At 71.1% G+C, this 14,124-nt stretch carries 12 protein-coding genes; 5 read left to right on the top strand and 7 right to left on the bottom strand.

Features of this window, described 5'->3' with window-relative positions:
• Positions 1–36: 36 nt before the first annotated feature.
• Genes KR541_RS14395 through KR541_RS14370 form a run of 6 tightly spaced genes read right to left on the bottom strand, consistent with a single transcriptional unit; the run spans position 37 to position 7,462 of the window.
• On the bottom strand, positions 37–921 hold the full coding sequence (locus KR541_RS14395; protein WP_204383422.1) for a polysaccharide deacetylase family protein: 885 nt from the start codon (positions 919–921) through the stop codon (positions 37–39).
• A complete protein-coding gene (locus tag KR541_RS14390) occupies positions 918–3,392 on the bottom strand; it encodes an MMPL family transporter (RefSeq protein WP_216089598.1) in 2,475 nt (824 codons plus the stop codon). Before KR541_RS14390 ends, KR541_RS14395 begins: the two co-directional genes overlap by 4 nt.
• Positions 3,392–4,036: a LolA family protein gene (locus KR541_RS14385; RefSeq protein WP_124595587.1), complete on the bottom strand. Its 645-nt coding sequence runs from the start codon at positions 4,034–4,036 to the stop codon at positions 3,392–3,394. Before KR541_RS14385 ends, KR541_RS14390 begins: the two co-directional genes overlap by 1 nt.
• Complete coding sequence (locus KR541_RS14380; protein ID WP_050016697.1) at positions 4,033–5,010, bottom strand: lysophospholipid acyltransferase family protein; 978 nt, start codon at positions 5,008–5,010, stop codon at positions 4,033–4,035. Before KR541_RS14380 ends, KR541_RS14385 begins: the two co-directional genes overlap by 4 nt.
• A complete protein-coding gene (locus KR541_RS14375) occupies positions 5,007–6,749 on the bottom strand; it encodes an acyl-CoA synthetase family protein (RefSeq protein WP_050016695.1) in 1,743 nt (580 codons plus the stop codon). The genes KR541_RS14380 and KR541_RS14375 overlap by 4 nt, the downstream gene beginning before the upstream one ends.
• 59 nt (positions 6,750–6,808) lie before the next feature.
• A complete protein-coding gene (locus tag KR541_RS14370; RefSeq protein ID WP_050016692.1) occupies positions 6,809–7,462 on the bottom strand; it encodes a COG4648 family protein in 654 nt (217 codons plus the stop codon).
• 545 nt (positions 7,463–8,007) lie between these two features.
• On the opposite strand from KR541_RS14370, the gene KR541_RS14365 reads away from it, so the two are divergent.
• The 5 genes from KR541_RS14365 (at position 8,008) to loiP (ending at position 12,279) form a co-directional block, all read left to right on the top strand.
• Entirely contained in the window at positions 8,008–8,292 is a 285-nt protein-coding gene (locus tag KR541_RS14365) for a phosphopantetheine-binding protein (RefSeq protein ID WP_080334357.1), read from the top strand.
• A 67-nt stretch (positions 8,293–8,359) separates the two neighbouring features.
• The gene (gene fabG, locus KR541_RS14360) at positions 8,360–9,076 is read left to right on the top strand and encodes a 3-oxoacyl-ACP reductase FabG (protein ID WP_089488813.1); all 717 of its coding nucleotides are present in this window, start codon (positions 8,360–8,362) and stop codon (positions 9,074–9,076) included.
• A 37-nt stretch (positions 9,077–9,113) separates the two neighbouring features.
• The gene (locus tag KR541_RS14355; protein WP_216089597.1) at positions 9,114–10,406 is read left to right on the top strand and encodes a chorismate transformation FkbO/Hyg5 family protein; all 1,293 of its coding nucleotides are present in this window, start codon (positions 9,114–9,116) and stop codon (positions 10,404–10,406) included.
• 125 nt (positions 10,407–10,531) lie between these two features.
• Positions 10,532–11,314: a glycosyltransferase family 2 protein gene (locus tag KR541_RS14350; RefSeq protein ID WP_050016685.1), complete on the top strand. Its 783-nt coding sequence runs from the start codon at positions 10,532–10,534 to the stop codon at positions 11,312–11,314.
• A gap of 203 nt (positions 11,315–11,517) precedes the next feature.
• On the top strand, positions 11,518–12,279 hold the full coding sequence (gene loiP / locus KR541_RS14345; RefSeq protein ID WP_050016683.1) for a metalloprotease LoiP: 762 nt from the start codon (positions 11,518–11,520) through the stop codon (positions 12,277–12,279).
• Positions 12,280–12,391: 112 nt separating this feature from the next.
• On the opposite strand, the gene KR541_RS14340 is transcribed toward loiP, so the two are convergent.
• Positions 12,392–14,092 (bottom strand): lactate permease LctP family transporter, encoded by a 1,701-nt coding sequence (locus KR541_RS14340; protein WP_124681293.1) that lies wholly within the window; start codon positions 14,090–14,092, stop codon positions 12,392–12,394.
• Between the last annotated feature and the right edge of the window lie 32 nt (positions 14,093–14,124).

Raw genomic sequence — 14,124 nt, 5'->3', positions numbered from 1 at the left:
GCGCTGCAGCAGGGCTGGCACGCGCGCCGTTCGAGGTCAGATTTTATCAAATGGGGGTGCCGGGACGCCCGGCTGGCCGGGTGGTTCGGGCGCCAGCGCCGCGCGCAGCGTGGTCCAGTGCAGCTGCGCGTCGGCGGCTGCGCGCAGCACCGCGGGCAGCACGTCGAGCACGACCGGTTCGCCGCGCGCATCGCGCGCCGCGTGACCATCGTGCACGAGCAGGATGTCGCGCGCGTCGAGCCCGTGCAGCAGGCGGCGCGTAACGGTCGCGGCGTCGTGCGCCCGCGTGTCGAAGCCGCGCCGCGTCCAGCTCGCCAGTTGCAGGCCGAATTCGCACAGCACCGGTTCGAGAAACGGATTGCGCAGGCCGGCCGGCGCGCGGAAGAACAGCGGGCGCGTGCCGGCGAGGTCGGTCAGCGTCTGCTGCGCGGCCGCGATCTCGCGGCGCAGCGCGGCCGGCCCCGACAGCGAGAACGTATGGCGGTGCCGCTGGCTGTGGTTCTCGACCGCATGGCCGCGCGCGACGATCGCCTCGATCCAGTGAGGATGGCGGCGCGCGAGATCGCCGATGCAGAAGAACGTCGCACGCGCGTCGTAACGGTCGAGCAGGTCGAGCACGCGCGGCGTGACGTCCGGGTCCGGGCCGTCGTCGATCGTCAGCGCGATGCGGCGGCCCGCGCCGGCCGGCAGGCGTGTCCAGTTCGGGCCGAGCAGCGTGCTGCGCGGCCACAGGCCGGCCGCGGTCAGCGCGAGATGCGACGCGACCACGCCGCCGACGGCCCACGGCCACGTGGCCGGTTGCGCGATCGCGGCCGCGGCCGCGCCCGCGTGCAATGCGGCGGCGCCGGCGATCAGCGGCGTGGGTTTCCAGCGCCGTGCGTCGCCGACATCGCGCGGCGGAATGAGCGGTGGCACGTTCATGCGCGGCCTCCTCGTTCACGATTGCCGAGCGCCGCCGTGCCCGCTGCGCGCGGCGCGAGAATCGCCGCGAACGCGAGCGCGAGCATCGCGCCGGGGCCGACGGTCAGCCCGAAGGTTTCGAGCAGCGGCACGCGCGACAGCGCGAGCAGCCCGAAGCCGGCGACCGTCGCGAGGTTCGCGATCAGGAGCGACACGAGCGTGTACGGCGTGACGGGCTGCGCGTCGTCGCGCCGGCAGAAGAACAGCGCGTAATTCGAGCCGACCGCGACGATCAGCAGCATCCCGACGAGGTGCAGGATCGTCAGTGGCACGCCGGCGAGCGCGAAGCCGGCCGTCACGACCAGCACGGCCGCGACGAGCGGGGCGAGTGCGCGGGCGGCGCGGCGCGGCGAGCGCAGCGCGATCAGCAGCAGCATGGCGATCGCGGCGAATCCTGCGAGCGACAGCCGGATGTCCTCGTGCACGTAGCTCACGTACAGGCGATCGGCTTCGGCCTTCATGTCGACGAATAGCGCATCGGGCACGCCCGCGCGCGCGACGGCGGCGCGAATCGGCGCGGCGTCGAGGCTCGATGTGGGCTGCTTCGCGCGCGTAGCGTCCGGCGCCCGCAGCGGCAGCATCGCGTTCCAGCGACCGTCGCGCTCGGTCAGCAGGGCATCGACGGCGAGCGCCATCGACGTGCCGCGCAGGTCCGCGCGCGTGAGCAGCGGCGCGTGGCGCGCGGCATCGACGTCGGCGAGGAACGGCGCGAACAGGTCGGGCTTTACCGCGATCGGCTGGTGCGCGACGGCCGAGCGCATCCGTGCGGCGAGCGCGTCCGCATCGGGCAGGCTCGCCTGGCGCGCGCGCTGCGCGACATCGCTCGGCAGGTAGCGTGCGGGGTTTTCGAAACCGCCGAGCGCGCCCCGGTCGACGAGCGGCTGCAACTGCGCGGCGACTTTTTCTGCACCTTCGAGCGCGGCCTGTTCGGTCGGCGCGGCGATCACGACGAGGTAGCGCACGTCGGGTGCGCCGACATCGGCGCGCAGCCGCGCGTCGAGCGCCTGCGCCGGCGCGGGCACCGGGCTGAGCGCGGCGAGCTCGCGGCTCCACAGGCCGTCGCGATGCAGCGCGAGCGTCGCGCACGCGGCGACCACGAGCACCGCGAGCGGCCAGCGCAGCCGCGGCGCGGCGCCGGCCGCGCGCGCGAGCACGGCGCCGACGCGCGAGACGTCGCGGATCGCGACACGCTCGCCGCGCAGGTGCGGCAGTACGAAGCGCGTGACGAGCGCGGCGGCCGTCAGCCCGACGATCGAATAGAGCCCGAGTTGCACGAGGCCCGGGAAGCCGGAGAACAGCATCGACGCGAAGCCGCACACGGACGTCAGCATGCCGAGCCGGATCGTCGGCCAGTACGCGGCGACCCATGCGCGCGTCGCGTCGGCCGGGCGCGCGGCGCCGCGCGTGCCGGCCCGCGCCGATTGCACGAACAGGTAGATCGAATAGTCGACGGCTTCGCCGAGCAGCGTCGTCCCGAACCCGAGCGTCAGCCCGTGGACGGTGCCGAACGCGACGCCGACCGCCGCGATCCCGGCCGCGACGCCGGTCAGCACCGGCAGCAGGCCGAGCGCGAGCGTGCGCGGCGAACGGTACAGCGTGAGCAGCAGCGCGACGATCAGCACGATGCTCGCCGCCGACAACCGTTCGACGTCGTGCCGGATCGTGTCGCGCGTGTCGACCGAGAACACGCCGGGGCCCGCCATCGCGAGCGTCGCGGCGTGCGCGTTCGGCACGGCCTGCGTCGCGGCCGCGAACGCGCGGCGCACGGCGTCGATCGCGCGGGCCTGCGCGTCGGTATCGGAGCCGGCGGCGGCCGTCTGCACGACCAGCACCGCGCGTGTGCCGTCGCGCGACGCCCACACGCCGTCGCGGCTCGCCGGTTCGGCCGCGCTGTCGAGCCCGTCGACGAGCGCGGCGACTTCGCCGGTCGGGTCGCGCGGCAGCATCGCCTTCGCGACGAGGCCGGCCGACGAACCCAGCAGATCGAGGCTGTCGCCGAGCGCCTGGTGCAGGCCGTCGGCGCTGAAGCGCTGCGGCGTGACGGCCGGGCTCAGCAGATAGCGATGGTCGAAGATGAATTGCCGGTCGCGCGCGTCGTTCGCGGCTTCGCCGTTGTGCACGGCCGCGAACTGCGGATCGGTGCGCAGCGTGCCGGCCACACGCCGCGACAGCGCGGCGCGCGTGCGCGCGTCGCCGCCGTCGATCGCGACGAGGATCAGGCGCGACACGATGCCGTCGCGCAACTGGTCGACGAGCACGCGTTGCCCGGCGCTCGGCGCATTCGGCAGGAACGCGGACAGGTCGGCCGTGAAGTGCGCGCGCCCGATCGCGATGCCGCACGCGACGAGCGCGAGCAGCCATACGAGCACCGCGCGCTGCCGCCATGCGGGCACGCGGCGGGCGATGGGGGACGGGCGCGTACGATCGTCCATCAGTTCGCGTCCGCCGCGACGGGTTGCAGGCGCATCACCGAACGATCGCCGTCGGCCTGCCGGATCGCGACGCTGCGCAACACGTCGCGCGTGCCGTCGAGCGTGATCGTGCTGACGACCTTCAGCATCCGCGAATCGAGCGGCGTGAGCGTCAGCGTCCAGTCGTCGCCGCGTCCGGACAGCGCGACCTTGTACACCTGTTCGAGCGCGAAGCGGTTGCCGGCCAGCGTCGCGCGGATGCTGTCGATGAACGCGCCGAGTTCCGGATAGCGCGCGAGCGCAAGCGTGTACTTGCGGTTGTTGCGTTCGACGGTGAGCATGTCGCCGTCGACGACGAGGTGTTCGGGCTTCGGGCTCAGCGTGTGCTTTTCCAGATGGTCGGGTGCGACGAACATCAGTTCACCCGACGATTCGATCGGCTGCGCGGCGATCGACAGGGTCTTCGTCTCGGTGAAGGTCGCGCGGCCCGACTTGTGCTGCGCGAGCGTCGACATCAGCCGGTCGAGGGTCCACGCCGAGCCGGCATCGGCTGCGTGTGCGGGCATGGCCAGCACGATCGCGGTGGCCGTGGCGGCGAGCACGCGCGCCACGCGGACGATGCGGTGCGACGAGAACGGGAACGGGCGGCGGCGAACGGCGGTCATGCGTCGGAATCCCTCGTGGCGGGCAGGTCGGCGCCGGCGTGCACCGTCTCGCGGCGCGCAGCCGCGGCATCGCCGCCCTTCCAGAAATCGAAATAGTTGAACCAGTTGTACGGCGCCGCGCGGCAGTACTTGTCGAGCAGCGCGACGTAGCGCGCGAGCGCCGCATCGACCGCCGCCGTGCGCGTATCGCGCCGCACGTCGGAGAAATCGGCGAGCGTTTCGAAGTGCACATCGTAGCGGTTGCCGTCGCGATAGAGGCCCGTCATGAAGATCACCGGGCGCTTCAGCATCGCGGCCATGTAAAGCGGCCCGAGCGGAAACGCGGCCGGTGCGCCGAGCAGCGTCACGCGCCGCAGCGACGCGGCCGCGTCGTCGAGCAGCGTGCGATCGGCGAGCATGCCGACCATGCAGTTCGCGTCGAGGCGCTCGCGCACCTTCAGCATCGAGTCGACCTGCCCGAGCGGAATCACCTCCGGCTGCGCGGCCGGATTCACCGCGGCGAGCGTCGCATTGATCTTGCGCGCGTTCTGCTCGTACATCGTGACGGCCACGCGCAGGTCCGGACGCGTGCGGCCGATCGCGCGCACGACCTCGAAGCTGCCGAGGTGCGCGCCCATCAGGAACGCGCCGCGCCCATCCGCGAGCGCGGCGTCGACGAGCGTTTCGCCGTGCAGCCGGATGTCGAACAGGTCGAAGCGCCCGTTCATCAGGTAGACGCGATCGTGAATCGTCGCCGCGAACGTGAACACGTGCCGGTACACGTCGCGCCAGCGCGCGGGGCGGCCGAGCACGCGGCGCAGGTAGTCGCGCGACGCCGCGCACGCGGCCGGCGAGAACAGCACGAAATACGTCGCGATCAGGTGCAGCACGATGCGCGCGCGCTGTCGGCCGAAGCGCAGCGAGATCCACGTCATCGCGCGCAGCAGGCTCGCATTGCTGCGCTCCTGGCGCTCGGCCCATGCGGTGCGCTTCATCGCTGCGCGCCGTCCTGCGCGGCCGGCGGTGCGGACAGCACGCCGGTCGCGACCTCGCGCGACCCGGCGCGCACCGTGAAGCGGATCGCGCCGCTGGCCGCGGCGTCGTACGCGAGCGCGAGCGGTTCGCCGGGCGCGACCGGGCTCAGGAATTTCGCGGACCCGAGCCGCCACGTGTGCAGCGGACGGTTCAGCGCCGCACCGATCGTATGGATCGCGTGATCGAGCAGCACGACGCCCGGCACGACCGGATGGCCGGGGAAGTGGCCGGGCAGCGCGGGATGGTCGGCGGCGATCGTGAACGCGAGCGCGGGTGGGCCGGCCGGGTCGTGCTCGGCCGGCGGCGCGGCCGTCGCGCGTGCATGTTGCGCGACGAGCGCGGCCAGCACGTCGCGCGGCAGCTTGCCCGTTTCGTTGCGCGGCAGCGCATCGACGAACACGAGCGGGCGCGGCATGAACGCGGGATCGATCCGCTCGCGCAGCGCGCGCTGCAGATCGGCGGGCGCGAGCGTCGGCGCGACGACGAGCGCGACGAGCCGCGTGACCGGTTCGAGCGCCGTGTCCCCGTGCACCGGCGCCGCTTCGTCGGGCATGAAGAACACGCCGTCGACCACTTGCGGGATCGCGTTGAGCTGATGGTTCAGGTACGCGAGCGACGTGCGCTTGCCGGCGATGTTGACGAGGTCGGCCTTGCGGCCGTGCAGCAGGAACCGGCCGTCGCCGAGCAGTTCGAGCGCATCGCCCATCGGCACCGGCGCCTCGACGTGGCCGCCCGATACCCACACGGTCGGCCCGCTGTCGTCGCCGCCCGGTGCGTCGCGCGCGTCGAGCCGGATGTCCGGGAACAGTTCCCACGCCGCGCCTTGCGACGTGCGACGGGTCGCGATCTGGCCGGTCTCGGTGCTGCCGTAGATCTCGACGAGCGGCGCGCCGAGCGCGGCCTCGGCCTCGCACGCGAGCTTTTCCGACAGCGGCGCGGTGGCCGACAGCACGAGCGCCGCGCGCGGCAGCGCATGGCCGGCCGACAGCAGCGCACGCAGGTGGATCGGCGACGTGACGAGCACGCGCGGCTGCGGGATCGCGTCGAGTTCGTCGCGAATGTCGCTCGGGTAGAACGGCTGGCGGTTGCTGAGCGCGAGGCCGCCGAGCAGCGCGAGCAGCACCGTCGACTCGAAGCCGTACATGTGCTGCGCGGGCACCGTGCCGATCAGCGTGGCCGCGCGGCCGTCGAGCAGGCCGAGGCGATCGGCCGCCGCGCGCACGCAGCCGACCAGGAAGCCCCAGGTCTTGCGGTGCGGCACCGGCTCGCCGGTCGAGCCGGACGTGAACACATAGGCCATGATCCGCGCCGCATCGATCTGCGGGACGGCGAACGGCGCGTCGCTCGCCGGTTCGCCGGGCGCGGCGTCGGGATACGCGAAGCGCGGCAGGTCGATCGTGCAATCGGGCGCGTCGTGCAGGCAGAACGCGTCGGGTGCGAACGACGCGAGCTGGCGAACCATTTCCGGCGTGTGCGTCGACGGCAGCAGGCTGATCCTGCCGGCGACGAGCGCCGCGCACAGGCTGACCGCGAAGCGATAGCGGTCGCGGCACACGTTGAACACGTGGCCGCCGGCGGGCAGCGCGGCGGCCACGCGCGCGACGTCGGCGACGAACGCGCGCACGGTGACGGGCGCGCCGTCGCGCCAGGCGATCGTCTGGTCCGGCGAGGAATGGAATACCAGCGGGTGAGTCGGCATAAATCGGTCAAGACGGAAACGAAGGCCGGCGCGGCCGCGGGGCCGCGCCGGTCATGAATTCATCGCGAGCCCTGCGATGCGTGGGTCGACGCGCGATACGCGCGCACCGCGTCGACCATCCGCGGCCGCGGCTCGTGCGGCAGCGCGAAACGCCGGCACGCATGCTCGGCCGCGAACATCACGGCGACGAGCGGCAGCGACAGATAGTTCGCGAAGGTCGACCACGTGACGATCGACGCGGTCGCGAACAGCAGTGTCGACACGGCGGCGATCGCGACGAAGAACAGCGTCCACGCGAGCGTGATCCGCCGCGTGTAGCGCGCGACGGCCGGCGTGACCGTGCCGTGGATCATCGCCGCGAAGCGCGTGCACAGCGGCACCTCGCCGGCCACGAGGGTGCGGCCGAACAGCAGCGCCATCGCGACGTTGAAGCTCGCGTGCTCCAGATACAGGCCCCATTCGAAGTGCCGCGCGAGCGGCGCGCGCGCGGCCCACAGCGCGGCGGCAACCAGCAGCCAGGCCGGCACGAACCACGCGCGCCGTGGCGAGCGCAGCGCCGCGCCCAGCGCGAGCAGCAGCGGCGGCACGAGCGCCATCGCGAGACCGAAGCCGTGCGCGCCGGGTGTCGCGCTCGCGTAGTGCGCGCCGGCCTGGTAGGCGGCCACGGCGCCGACTGCGGCGACACCGCGCACGACGGCCAGCAGCCGGCTCATCGGCGGCCTCCGGGCGCGCGGCGCGCGCGGCGGTCGGCGGCCGGGCTGCAGCGGCTGACGGGCGGGCGAACCGGAACGGCGCGCAAGGGCGGATGCGGCATGACTGGAAACATCGGGCGGATCGTGGACGGACGCGGGGCGGGCCGTCAAACATCATATGAATGGTGGCCGGGACGCGGGTCCGGGCCGCTGGTCGGGCACGCTCATTTTAGGGCCGCTGCCGCGCGGGTTCGGGGCGGCGGCGACCGGGTTTTGTAACGGATTGTATGGCACCGGACGAACGATTTCGCGGGGTCGGTCCATTTCCATCCAAAGCGGCTCAAGCGTCTCGTGCGTTCGCGCCCGAAACGGGCCGCGGCGATGGCTCGCCAGTCTTGTAACCATTCGCGGTATACGACCCGATACCCTTCCTCTAGAATCCGCGTAACTTTTACAAACGATCCCCAACGACGCAGGCGGGGAAGCCGGCAGACGCCGGAGGGACGGAGATTTCGCACGCGCCGGGCGTGCCCGACGGTTGCCGTTTCCGTGCACCTCCCGCTGCCATGGGCCGCCTGCACGCACCCATGATGAACGCACTGGAACAAGAGCTCGCCACGCTGATCATCGGCGAATTGAATCTCGACGACGTCCCGCTCGACACAGTGACGGCCGACATGCCGCTGTATGGCGAAGGTTTCGGGCTCGACTCCATCGACATCCTGGAAATCGCGCTGCTGATTTCGAAGAAATACGGCTTCGAACTGCGCTCGGACAATCCGGACAACCAAAAGATCTTTGCGACGCTCGGTGCGCTGGCGGCCTACGTCGCCGCGCATCGCACGAAGTGACGACGGCGCTCGACGGACGACGCGGCCGCGTCGATCGAGGTGACAACGCGATGAACGGAGCCATTCGATGCGGGCGCTCGTGACGGGCGGCAGCGGCGCACTCGGGCAGGCAATCTGCACGGCGCTCGCGCAGGCCGGCCATGAAGTGTGGGTGCAGGCGAACCGCCATCTCGCGCAGGCGGAGGCCGTCGCGCAGCAGATCGTCGCGGCCGGTGGCGCCGCGCACGCGATCGCGTTCGACGTGACCGATGCCGATGCGACGCTCGCCGCGCTGCAGCCGTTCATCGACGATGCGCCGGTGCAGATCCTCGTCAACAACGCGGGCATTCACGACGACGCGCCGATGGCCGGCATGTCGCGCCGGCAATGGCACAGCGTGATCGACGTGACGCTCAACGGCTTTTTCAACGTCACGCAGCCGCTGCTGCTGCCGATGATCCGTACGCGGCGCGGCCGAATCGTCAACATCGCGTCGGTGGCCGGCGTGACCGGCAATCGCGGGCAGGCCAACTACGCGGCCGCGAAGGCGGGGCTGATCGGCGCGACGAAGTCGCTGTCGCTGGAGCTCGCGTCGCGTGGCATTACCGTGAACGCGGTGGCGCCCGGCATCATCGCGTCGCCGATGGCCGAGCACGCGTTTCCCACCGAACGCATCAAGCAGCTCGTGCCCGCGCAGCGCGCGGGCCGGCCCGACGAAGTCGCGGCGATGGTCGCGTACCTGGTGTCCGACGCCGCGGCCTATGTGACGGGGCAGGTGTTGTCGGTCAACGGCGGGCTCGCGTGACGAAGCGCGCCGCGTTGGCCTGACGTAACGCAACGCGGTGCAGTGCCGCGTGGTCGCGCGGCCTGCGCCGCATAGTGAGGAAATCGAAGTGTCCGTGCATCCAGCCCACGCCGAACGGCGCCCAAGTTCGCCGTTGCCCGTCGCCCCGGCGTTCGCGCACGTCGGCGGCCGCGCACTGCGGCTCGTCCAGATGAGCGATGCGCGGCTCGTCGCGCTGCTGCACGACGCGCGCAGCCGGGGCGACGGACTCGATCGCGTGTTTCCCGGCGCGCTGGGTGCGGTGTGCATCGGCGCACCGGGCGCGCAGCACGCGTCGCGCGCGCAGGCGCTGGCGCGGATGCTGACCGATGCCGCGCCCGACCTGCCGGTCGCCCCGGTGCAGATGACGCTGCTCGGTGCCGAAGCCGCACCGGGCGATGCCGTCTGCGAACTGTGGCAATGCGATGCGCACGACCTGCGCAGCGAACGGCGCGGTGCGCTGCACTACCGCTACAGCGAAACGGCGGGGCTCGTGTTCGGCAGCCTCGTCGTGCACGAGACGGACGCGGCGTACGACGCGCCGCACGACGGCGGCACGCCGCTCGAACGCGCGACATTCGACGCGTACCGCGCGCTGTTCGACCTGCTCGATACGCTCGGCACGCCGCATCCGCTGCGGATCTGGAACACCGTGCCGGCGATCAACGCGGTGCAGCGCGGGATCGAGCGCTATCGTCAGTTCAATATCGGTCGTCAGCGTGCGTTCGATGCGTGCCGACGCGCGCTCACGGGCAGCGTGCCGGCCGCGTGCGCGCTCGGTTCGGTCATGCCGGTCGCGGGCGAAGCATCGCCGGCCGCGCCGCTCGCGATTCATTTCCTCGCGAGCCGCACGCCGTCCGATTCCATCGAGAATCCGCGTCAGGTCAGCGCGTATCACTATCCGGCGCAGTACGGCCCGCGTGCGCCGACGTTCGCGCGCGCGGCCGCGTGGGCCGCCGACCATGCGGCGCCGGTGCTGTTCGTCTCGGGCACCGCGAGCATCGTCGGGCACCGTACCGTGCATCGCGGCGACGTCGTCGCGCAGACGCGCGAGACGGTCGCGAATCTCGCGGCCGTGCTCGAGCAGGCCGCGCGGCAGGGGCACGGCCCGTTCTCGCTCGCCGACCTGAACTATCGCGTCTACGTGCGCGACGCCGGCGACACCGCGGCGCTGGCCGCGATCGATCGCGTGCTGCGCGACACGGCCGGTCCTCACGTTCGGCCGCTGTTCGTGCATGCGGACGTGTGTCGCGACGACCTGCTGGTCGAGATCGAGGCCAGCGCCGGTCATGCGATGGAGTGGCTGTCATGAAGCGCGAGCGCCTCGCGATCGGGCAGCCGGCCGGGCCTGCGGCCGGCGTCGACGACGCGTGCCGGCGTTCGTCGGCAAGTCATACACTTTTGTCAGGCTCCCCGTCTTCCCCATCGGCTGTTCCCATGTCCAAGCTGCACGCGTCGTCCACCCATCTCGTCCTGATTCCGAGCTACAACCCGGGCGCCAAGGTCGACACGACCGTGCGCAATGCCCGCGCGCAATGGAATCCGGTGTGGGTCGTCGTCGACGGCAGCACCGACGGCAGCGCCGAACGGCTGCAGGCGATGGCCGGGCGCGATCCCGGCCTGCGCGTGATCGTGCTGCCGGAGAATCGCGGCAAGGGCGCCGCGGTGCTCGCGGGGCTCGACGCGGCGGCCGCGAGCGGCTTCACGCACGTGCTGACGATGGATTCCGACGGCCAGCATCCGGCCGACCTGATTCCCGCGTTCATGGCGGCGTCGCAGGCCGCTCCCGACGCGATGGTGCTCGGCGTGCCGAAGTTCGACGCCAGCGCGCCGCAGTTGCGCGTGCAGGGGCGCCGGCTGTCGAACGCGTGGGCCGACCTCGAGACGCTGTGGGCCGGGATCGGCGATTCGCTGTACGGCTTCCGCGTGTATCCGGTCGCCCCGCTGGCGGCGATCATGCGGCGCCAGCCGTGGATGCGCGGCTTCGACTTCGATCCCGAAGCGGCCGTGCGGCTGTGCTGGGCCGGCGTGCGCCCGATCCGCATCGACGCGCCGGTGCGCTATTTCGGCCGCCACGAAGGCGGCGTGTCGCATTTTCACTACGGCCGTGACAACGCGCTGCTTGCGTGGATGCACCTGCGCCTGTTCGCCGGCTTCGCGATGCGGCTGCCGATGCTGGTCGCGCGCCGCCTGACGCGGCGCCGCGACCGGACGGCCTGAGCGAAGGCCGGTCCGCTTTCGTTGCCGGCCGCCACGCCGGGCGCGGCGATTGCCATGCTTTTCGTCGTCAATCCGGGGCTGGATCGCCGCGTCATGTCAATCTGCTGAGTAATGAGCGTGTCATCCGATGTAAACAACTGGTAATTTTCTGCCGGATTATGCAAAATCGCCGCTCCCAAATACAACTATCGAGGGATTCCGGGATGCAACTCAAGAAAGCGGTGGCGGCGTGTGGCGTGGCGTTTCTGTTGAGCGCGTGCGGCGGGGTGCAGAGCCTTGACGCGAACAGCCTGACGTCGGCGGGGACCAACCTGTACAAGGCGGCGACGCTGTCGGACAGCGACATCGCCGCGCTGTCGAACGAGTCGTGCAAGTCGAGCGACGCCGAATCGAAGATCGCCGCGCCGAACAGCGCGTACGCGAAGCGCCTGACGAAGGTGATGAAGGGCTTCGGCGACATGACGCTGAACGGCCAGAAGATCAACTACAAGGTCTACATGACCAAGGACGTCAACGCGTGGGCGATGGGCAACGGTTGCGTGCGCGTGTACAGCGGCCTGATGGACATGATGAACGACGACGAGCTGCGCGGCGTGATCGGCCATGAAATGGGCCACGTCGCACTCGGTCACTCGAAGAAGGCGATGCAGACGGCGTACGCGGTGAGCGCAGCGCGCACCGCGGCCGGCGCGGCATCGCCGGGCGTGGCGGCGCTGACGAGCTCGCAACTCGGCGACATCACCGAGAAGTTCATCAACGCGCAGTTCTCGCAGACGCAGGAAAGCGCGGCCGACGACTACTCGTTCGACCTGATGAAGCAGAAGAGCATGAACCAGAAGGGTCTCGTCACCGCGTTCCAGAAGCTCGCGCAGCTGGACGGCGGCAAGAGCTCGATGATGAGCTCGCACCCGTCGTCGTCGAGCCGTGCGCAGCACATCCAGGATCGCATCGCGAAGGGCAGCTGATCGCACGACGAATCGCCGGCCGTCCGCGCCGGCGATCGGCAAGCGACATGAAAAACCCCACGCCCGTTGTTCGGGCGTGGGGTTTTGTCTTTGGGGCCTGCCTGCGCGCCGCTTACGGCACCATCCCCGGCAGCACGTACGCCTGCACGAGCGTGATCAGCCCGACGATCACCGCGAACAGCAGGCTGTGCCGCACCGTGAAGCGGAACAGCTCCGATTCCTTGCCGACGAGGCCCGTCGCCGCGCACGCGACCGCGATCGATTGCGGCGAGATCATCTTCGCGGTCACGCCGCCCGTCGTGTTCGCGGCGACCGCGAGCGTTTCGGGCACGCCGAGCTGATGCGCGGTGGCCTGCTGCAGCGAGCAGAACAGCGCGTTCGACGACGTGTCCGAGCCGGTCAGGAACACGCCGAGCCAGCCGAGGAACGGCGAGAAGAACGGGAACGCGCCGCCGGTCGCGGCCAGCATCAGCGCGAGCGTCGACGACATCCCCGAGTAGTTCGCGACGAACGCGAACGCGAGCACGAGGCCGATCGACAGGATCGGGCGCGTCAGTTCCTTCAGCGTCTCGCCGAACGTGACGAGCGCGTCGCGCGGCTTCATCCGCAACAGCGCCATCGAGATCAGCGCGGTCACGAGGATCGCGCTGCCGACCGCCGACACGAGATCGAGCTTCAGCACCGCGTCGAGCGCCTTCGGCGTCGCGGCGATCGGCGCGGTCTTCACGACGAGCTGGTCGAGCCCGGCCACGTGAAACTTCAGCACGGTCGACGCGAGCGCGCCGTGCGCGGCGAACAGCGCCTTGAACGGCGCGATGCTCCACACGGTGACGACGGCCGTCAGGATCAGGAACGGCGACCACGCGCGCACGGTTTGCGCGAGCGTGTACGGCGACGCCTGGCGGCTCGTGCCCGCTCCGTTGCCGCCCGCGCCGAATCCGGCGAGCGCCGCGCCGCCGCCGGACGCGACCATGCCGCCGGCCGTCTGCTTCGCGCTGCTCGGCTGCCAGACCTTCAGGAACGCGGCGAGCGACACGAGGCTGACGAGCGACGACGTGATGTCCGGCAGCTCGGGCCCGATGTGGTTCGACGTGAAGTACTGCGTGACCGCGAAGCTGCCGCCCGCGACGAGTGCGGCCGGCCACGTCTGCCGTACGCCGCGCAGCCCGTCCATCATGAACACGAGCCAGAACGGCACCGCGAGCGACAGCAGCGGCAGCTGACGGCCGGCCATCGCGCCGATGTGGAACGCGTCGATGCCCGTCACCTGCCCGGCGACGATGATCGGAATGCCCATCGCGCCGAACGCGACCGGCGCGGTGTTTGCAATCAGACACAGTCCGGCCGCATGCAGCGGCTTGAAGCCGAGGCCGACCAGCAGCGCGGCCGTGATCGCGACGGGCGCGCCGAAGCCGGCCGCGCCTTCGAGAAACGCACCGAACGAGAAGCCGATCAGCAGCATCTGCAGCCGCTGGTCGTCGGTGATCGACAGCACCGACGCGCGGATGACGTCGAACTGGCCGGTCTTCACGACGATCTTGTACAGGAACACCGCCGCGACGATGATCCACGCGATCGGCCACAGGCCGTACGCGAAGCCGAAGCCGGCCGCCGCGAGCGCCTGCGGCACGGGCATGCCGTACGCGACGATCGCGACGCCGAGCGCCAGCAGCAGCGTGATCGCGGCCGCGACGTGGCCCTTCATCCGCAACGCGGCGAGCGCGACGAAAAAGAAGATGATCGGAATCGCGGCGACGAGCGCCGACAGCCCGAGGCTGCCGAGCGGGGTGTAGATCTGGTGCCAAACCTGCATGGTTGTCTCCTCCATGGATTTATCGGGGTACG

Source organism: Burkholderia sola, assembly GCF_905400185.1.
In the GTDB taxonomy this organism is placed as follows: Bacteria; Pseudomonadota; Gammaproteobacteria; order Burkholderiales; family Burkholderiaceae; genus Burkholderia; species Burkholderia sola.
Note: the sequence above shows the minus strand (reverse complement) of the source record. Positions and strands in the feature narration are given on the sequence as shown.

What these genes read in the sequence shown, in the direction of transcription:
- KR541_RS14375 (WP_050016695.1), bottom strand. Translation starts at nt 6,749, where the DNA reads ATGCCGACTCACCCGCTGGTATTCCATTCCTCGCCGGACCAGACGATC.
- KR541_RS14350 (WP_050016685.1), top strand. Translation starts at nt 10,532, where the DNA reads ATGTCCAAGCTGCACGCGTCGTCCACCCATCTCGTCCTGATTCCGAGC.
- KR541_RS14340 (WP_124681293.1), bottom strand. Translation starts at nt 14,092, where the DNA reads ATGCAGGTTTGGCACCAGATCTACACCCCGCTCGGCAGCCTCGGGCTG.
- KR541_RS14365 (WP_080334357.1), top strand. Translation starts at nt 8,008, where the DNA reads ATGGGCCGCCTGCACGCACCCATGATGAACGCACTGGAACAAGAGCTC.
- KR541_RS14390 (WP_216089598.1), bottom strand. Translation starts at nt 3,392, where the DNA reads ATGGACGATCGTACGCGCCCGTCCCCCATCGCCCGCCGCGTGCCCGCA.
- KR541_RS14370 (WP_050016692.1), bottom strand. Translation starts at nt 7,462, where the DNA reads ATGAGCCGGCTGCTGGCCGTCGTGCGCGGTGTCGCCGCAGTCGGCGCC.
- loiP (WP_050016683.1), top strand. Translation starts at nt 11,518, where the DNA reads ATGCAACTCAAGAAAGCGGTGGCGGCGTGTGGCGTGGCGTTTCTGTTG.
- KR541_RS14395 (WP_204383422.1), bottom strand. Translation starts at nt 921, where the DNA reads ATGAACGTGCCACCGCTCATTCCGCCGCGCGATGTCGGCGACGCACGG.
- KR541_RS14380 (WP_050016697.1), bottom strand. Translation starts at nt 5,010, where the DNA reads ATGAAGCGCACCGCATGGGCCGAGCGCCAGGAGCGCAGCAATGCGAGC.
- KR541_RS14385 (WP_124595587.1), bottom strand. Translation starts at nt 4,036, where the DNA reads ATGACCGCCGTTCGCCGCCGCCCGTTCCCGTTCTCGTCGCACCGCATC.
- fabG (WP_089488813.1), top strand. Translation starts at nt 8,360, where the DNA reads ATGCGGGCGCTCGTGACGGGCGGCAGCGGCGCACTCGGGCAGGCAATC.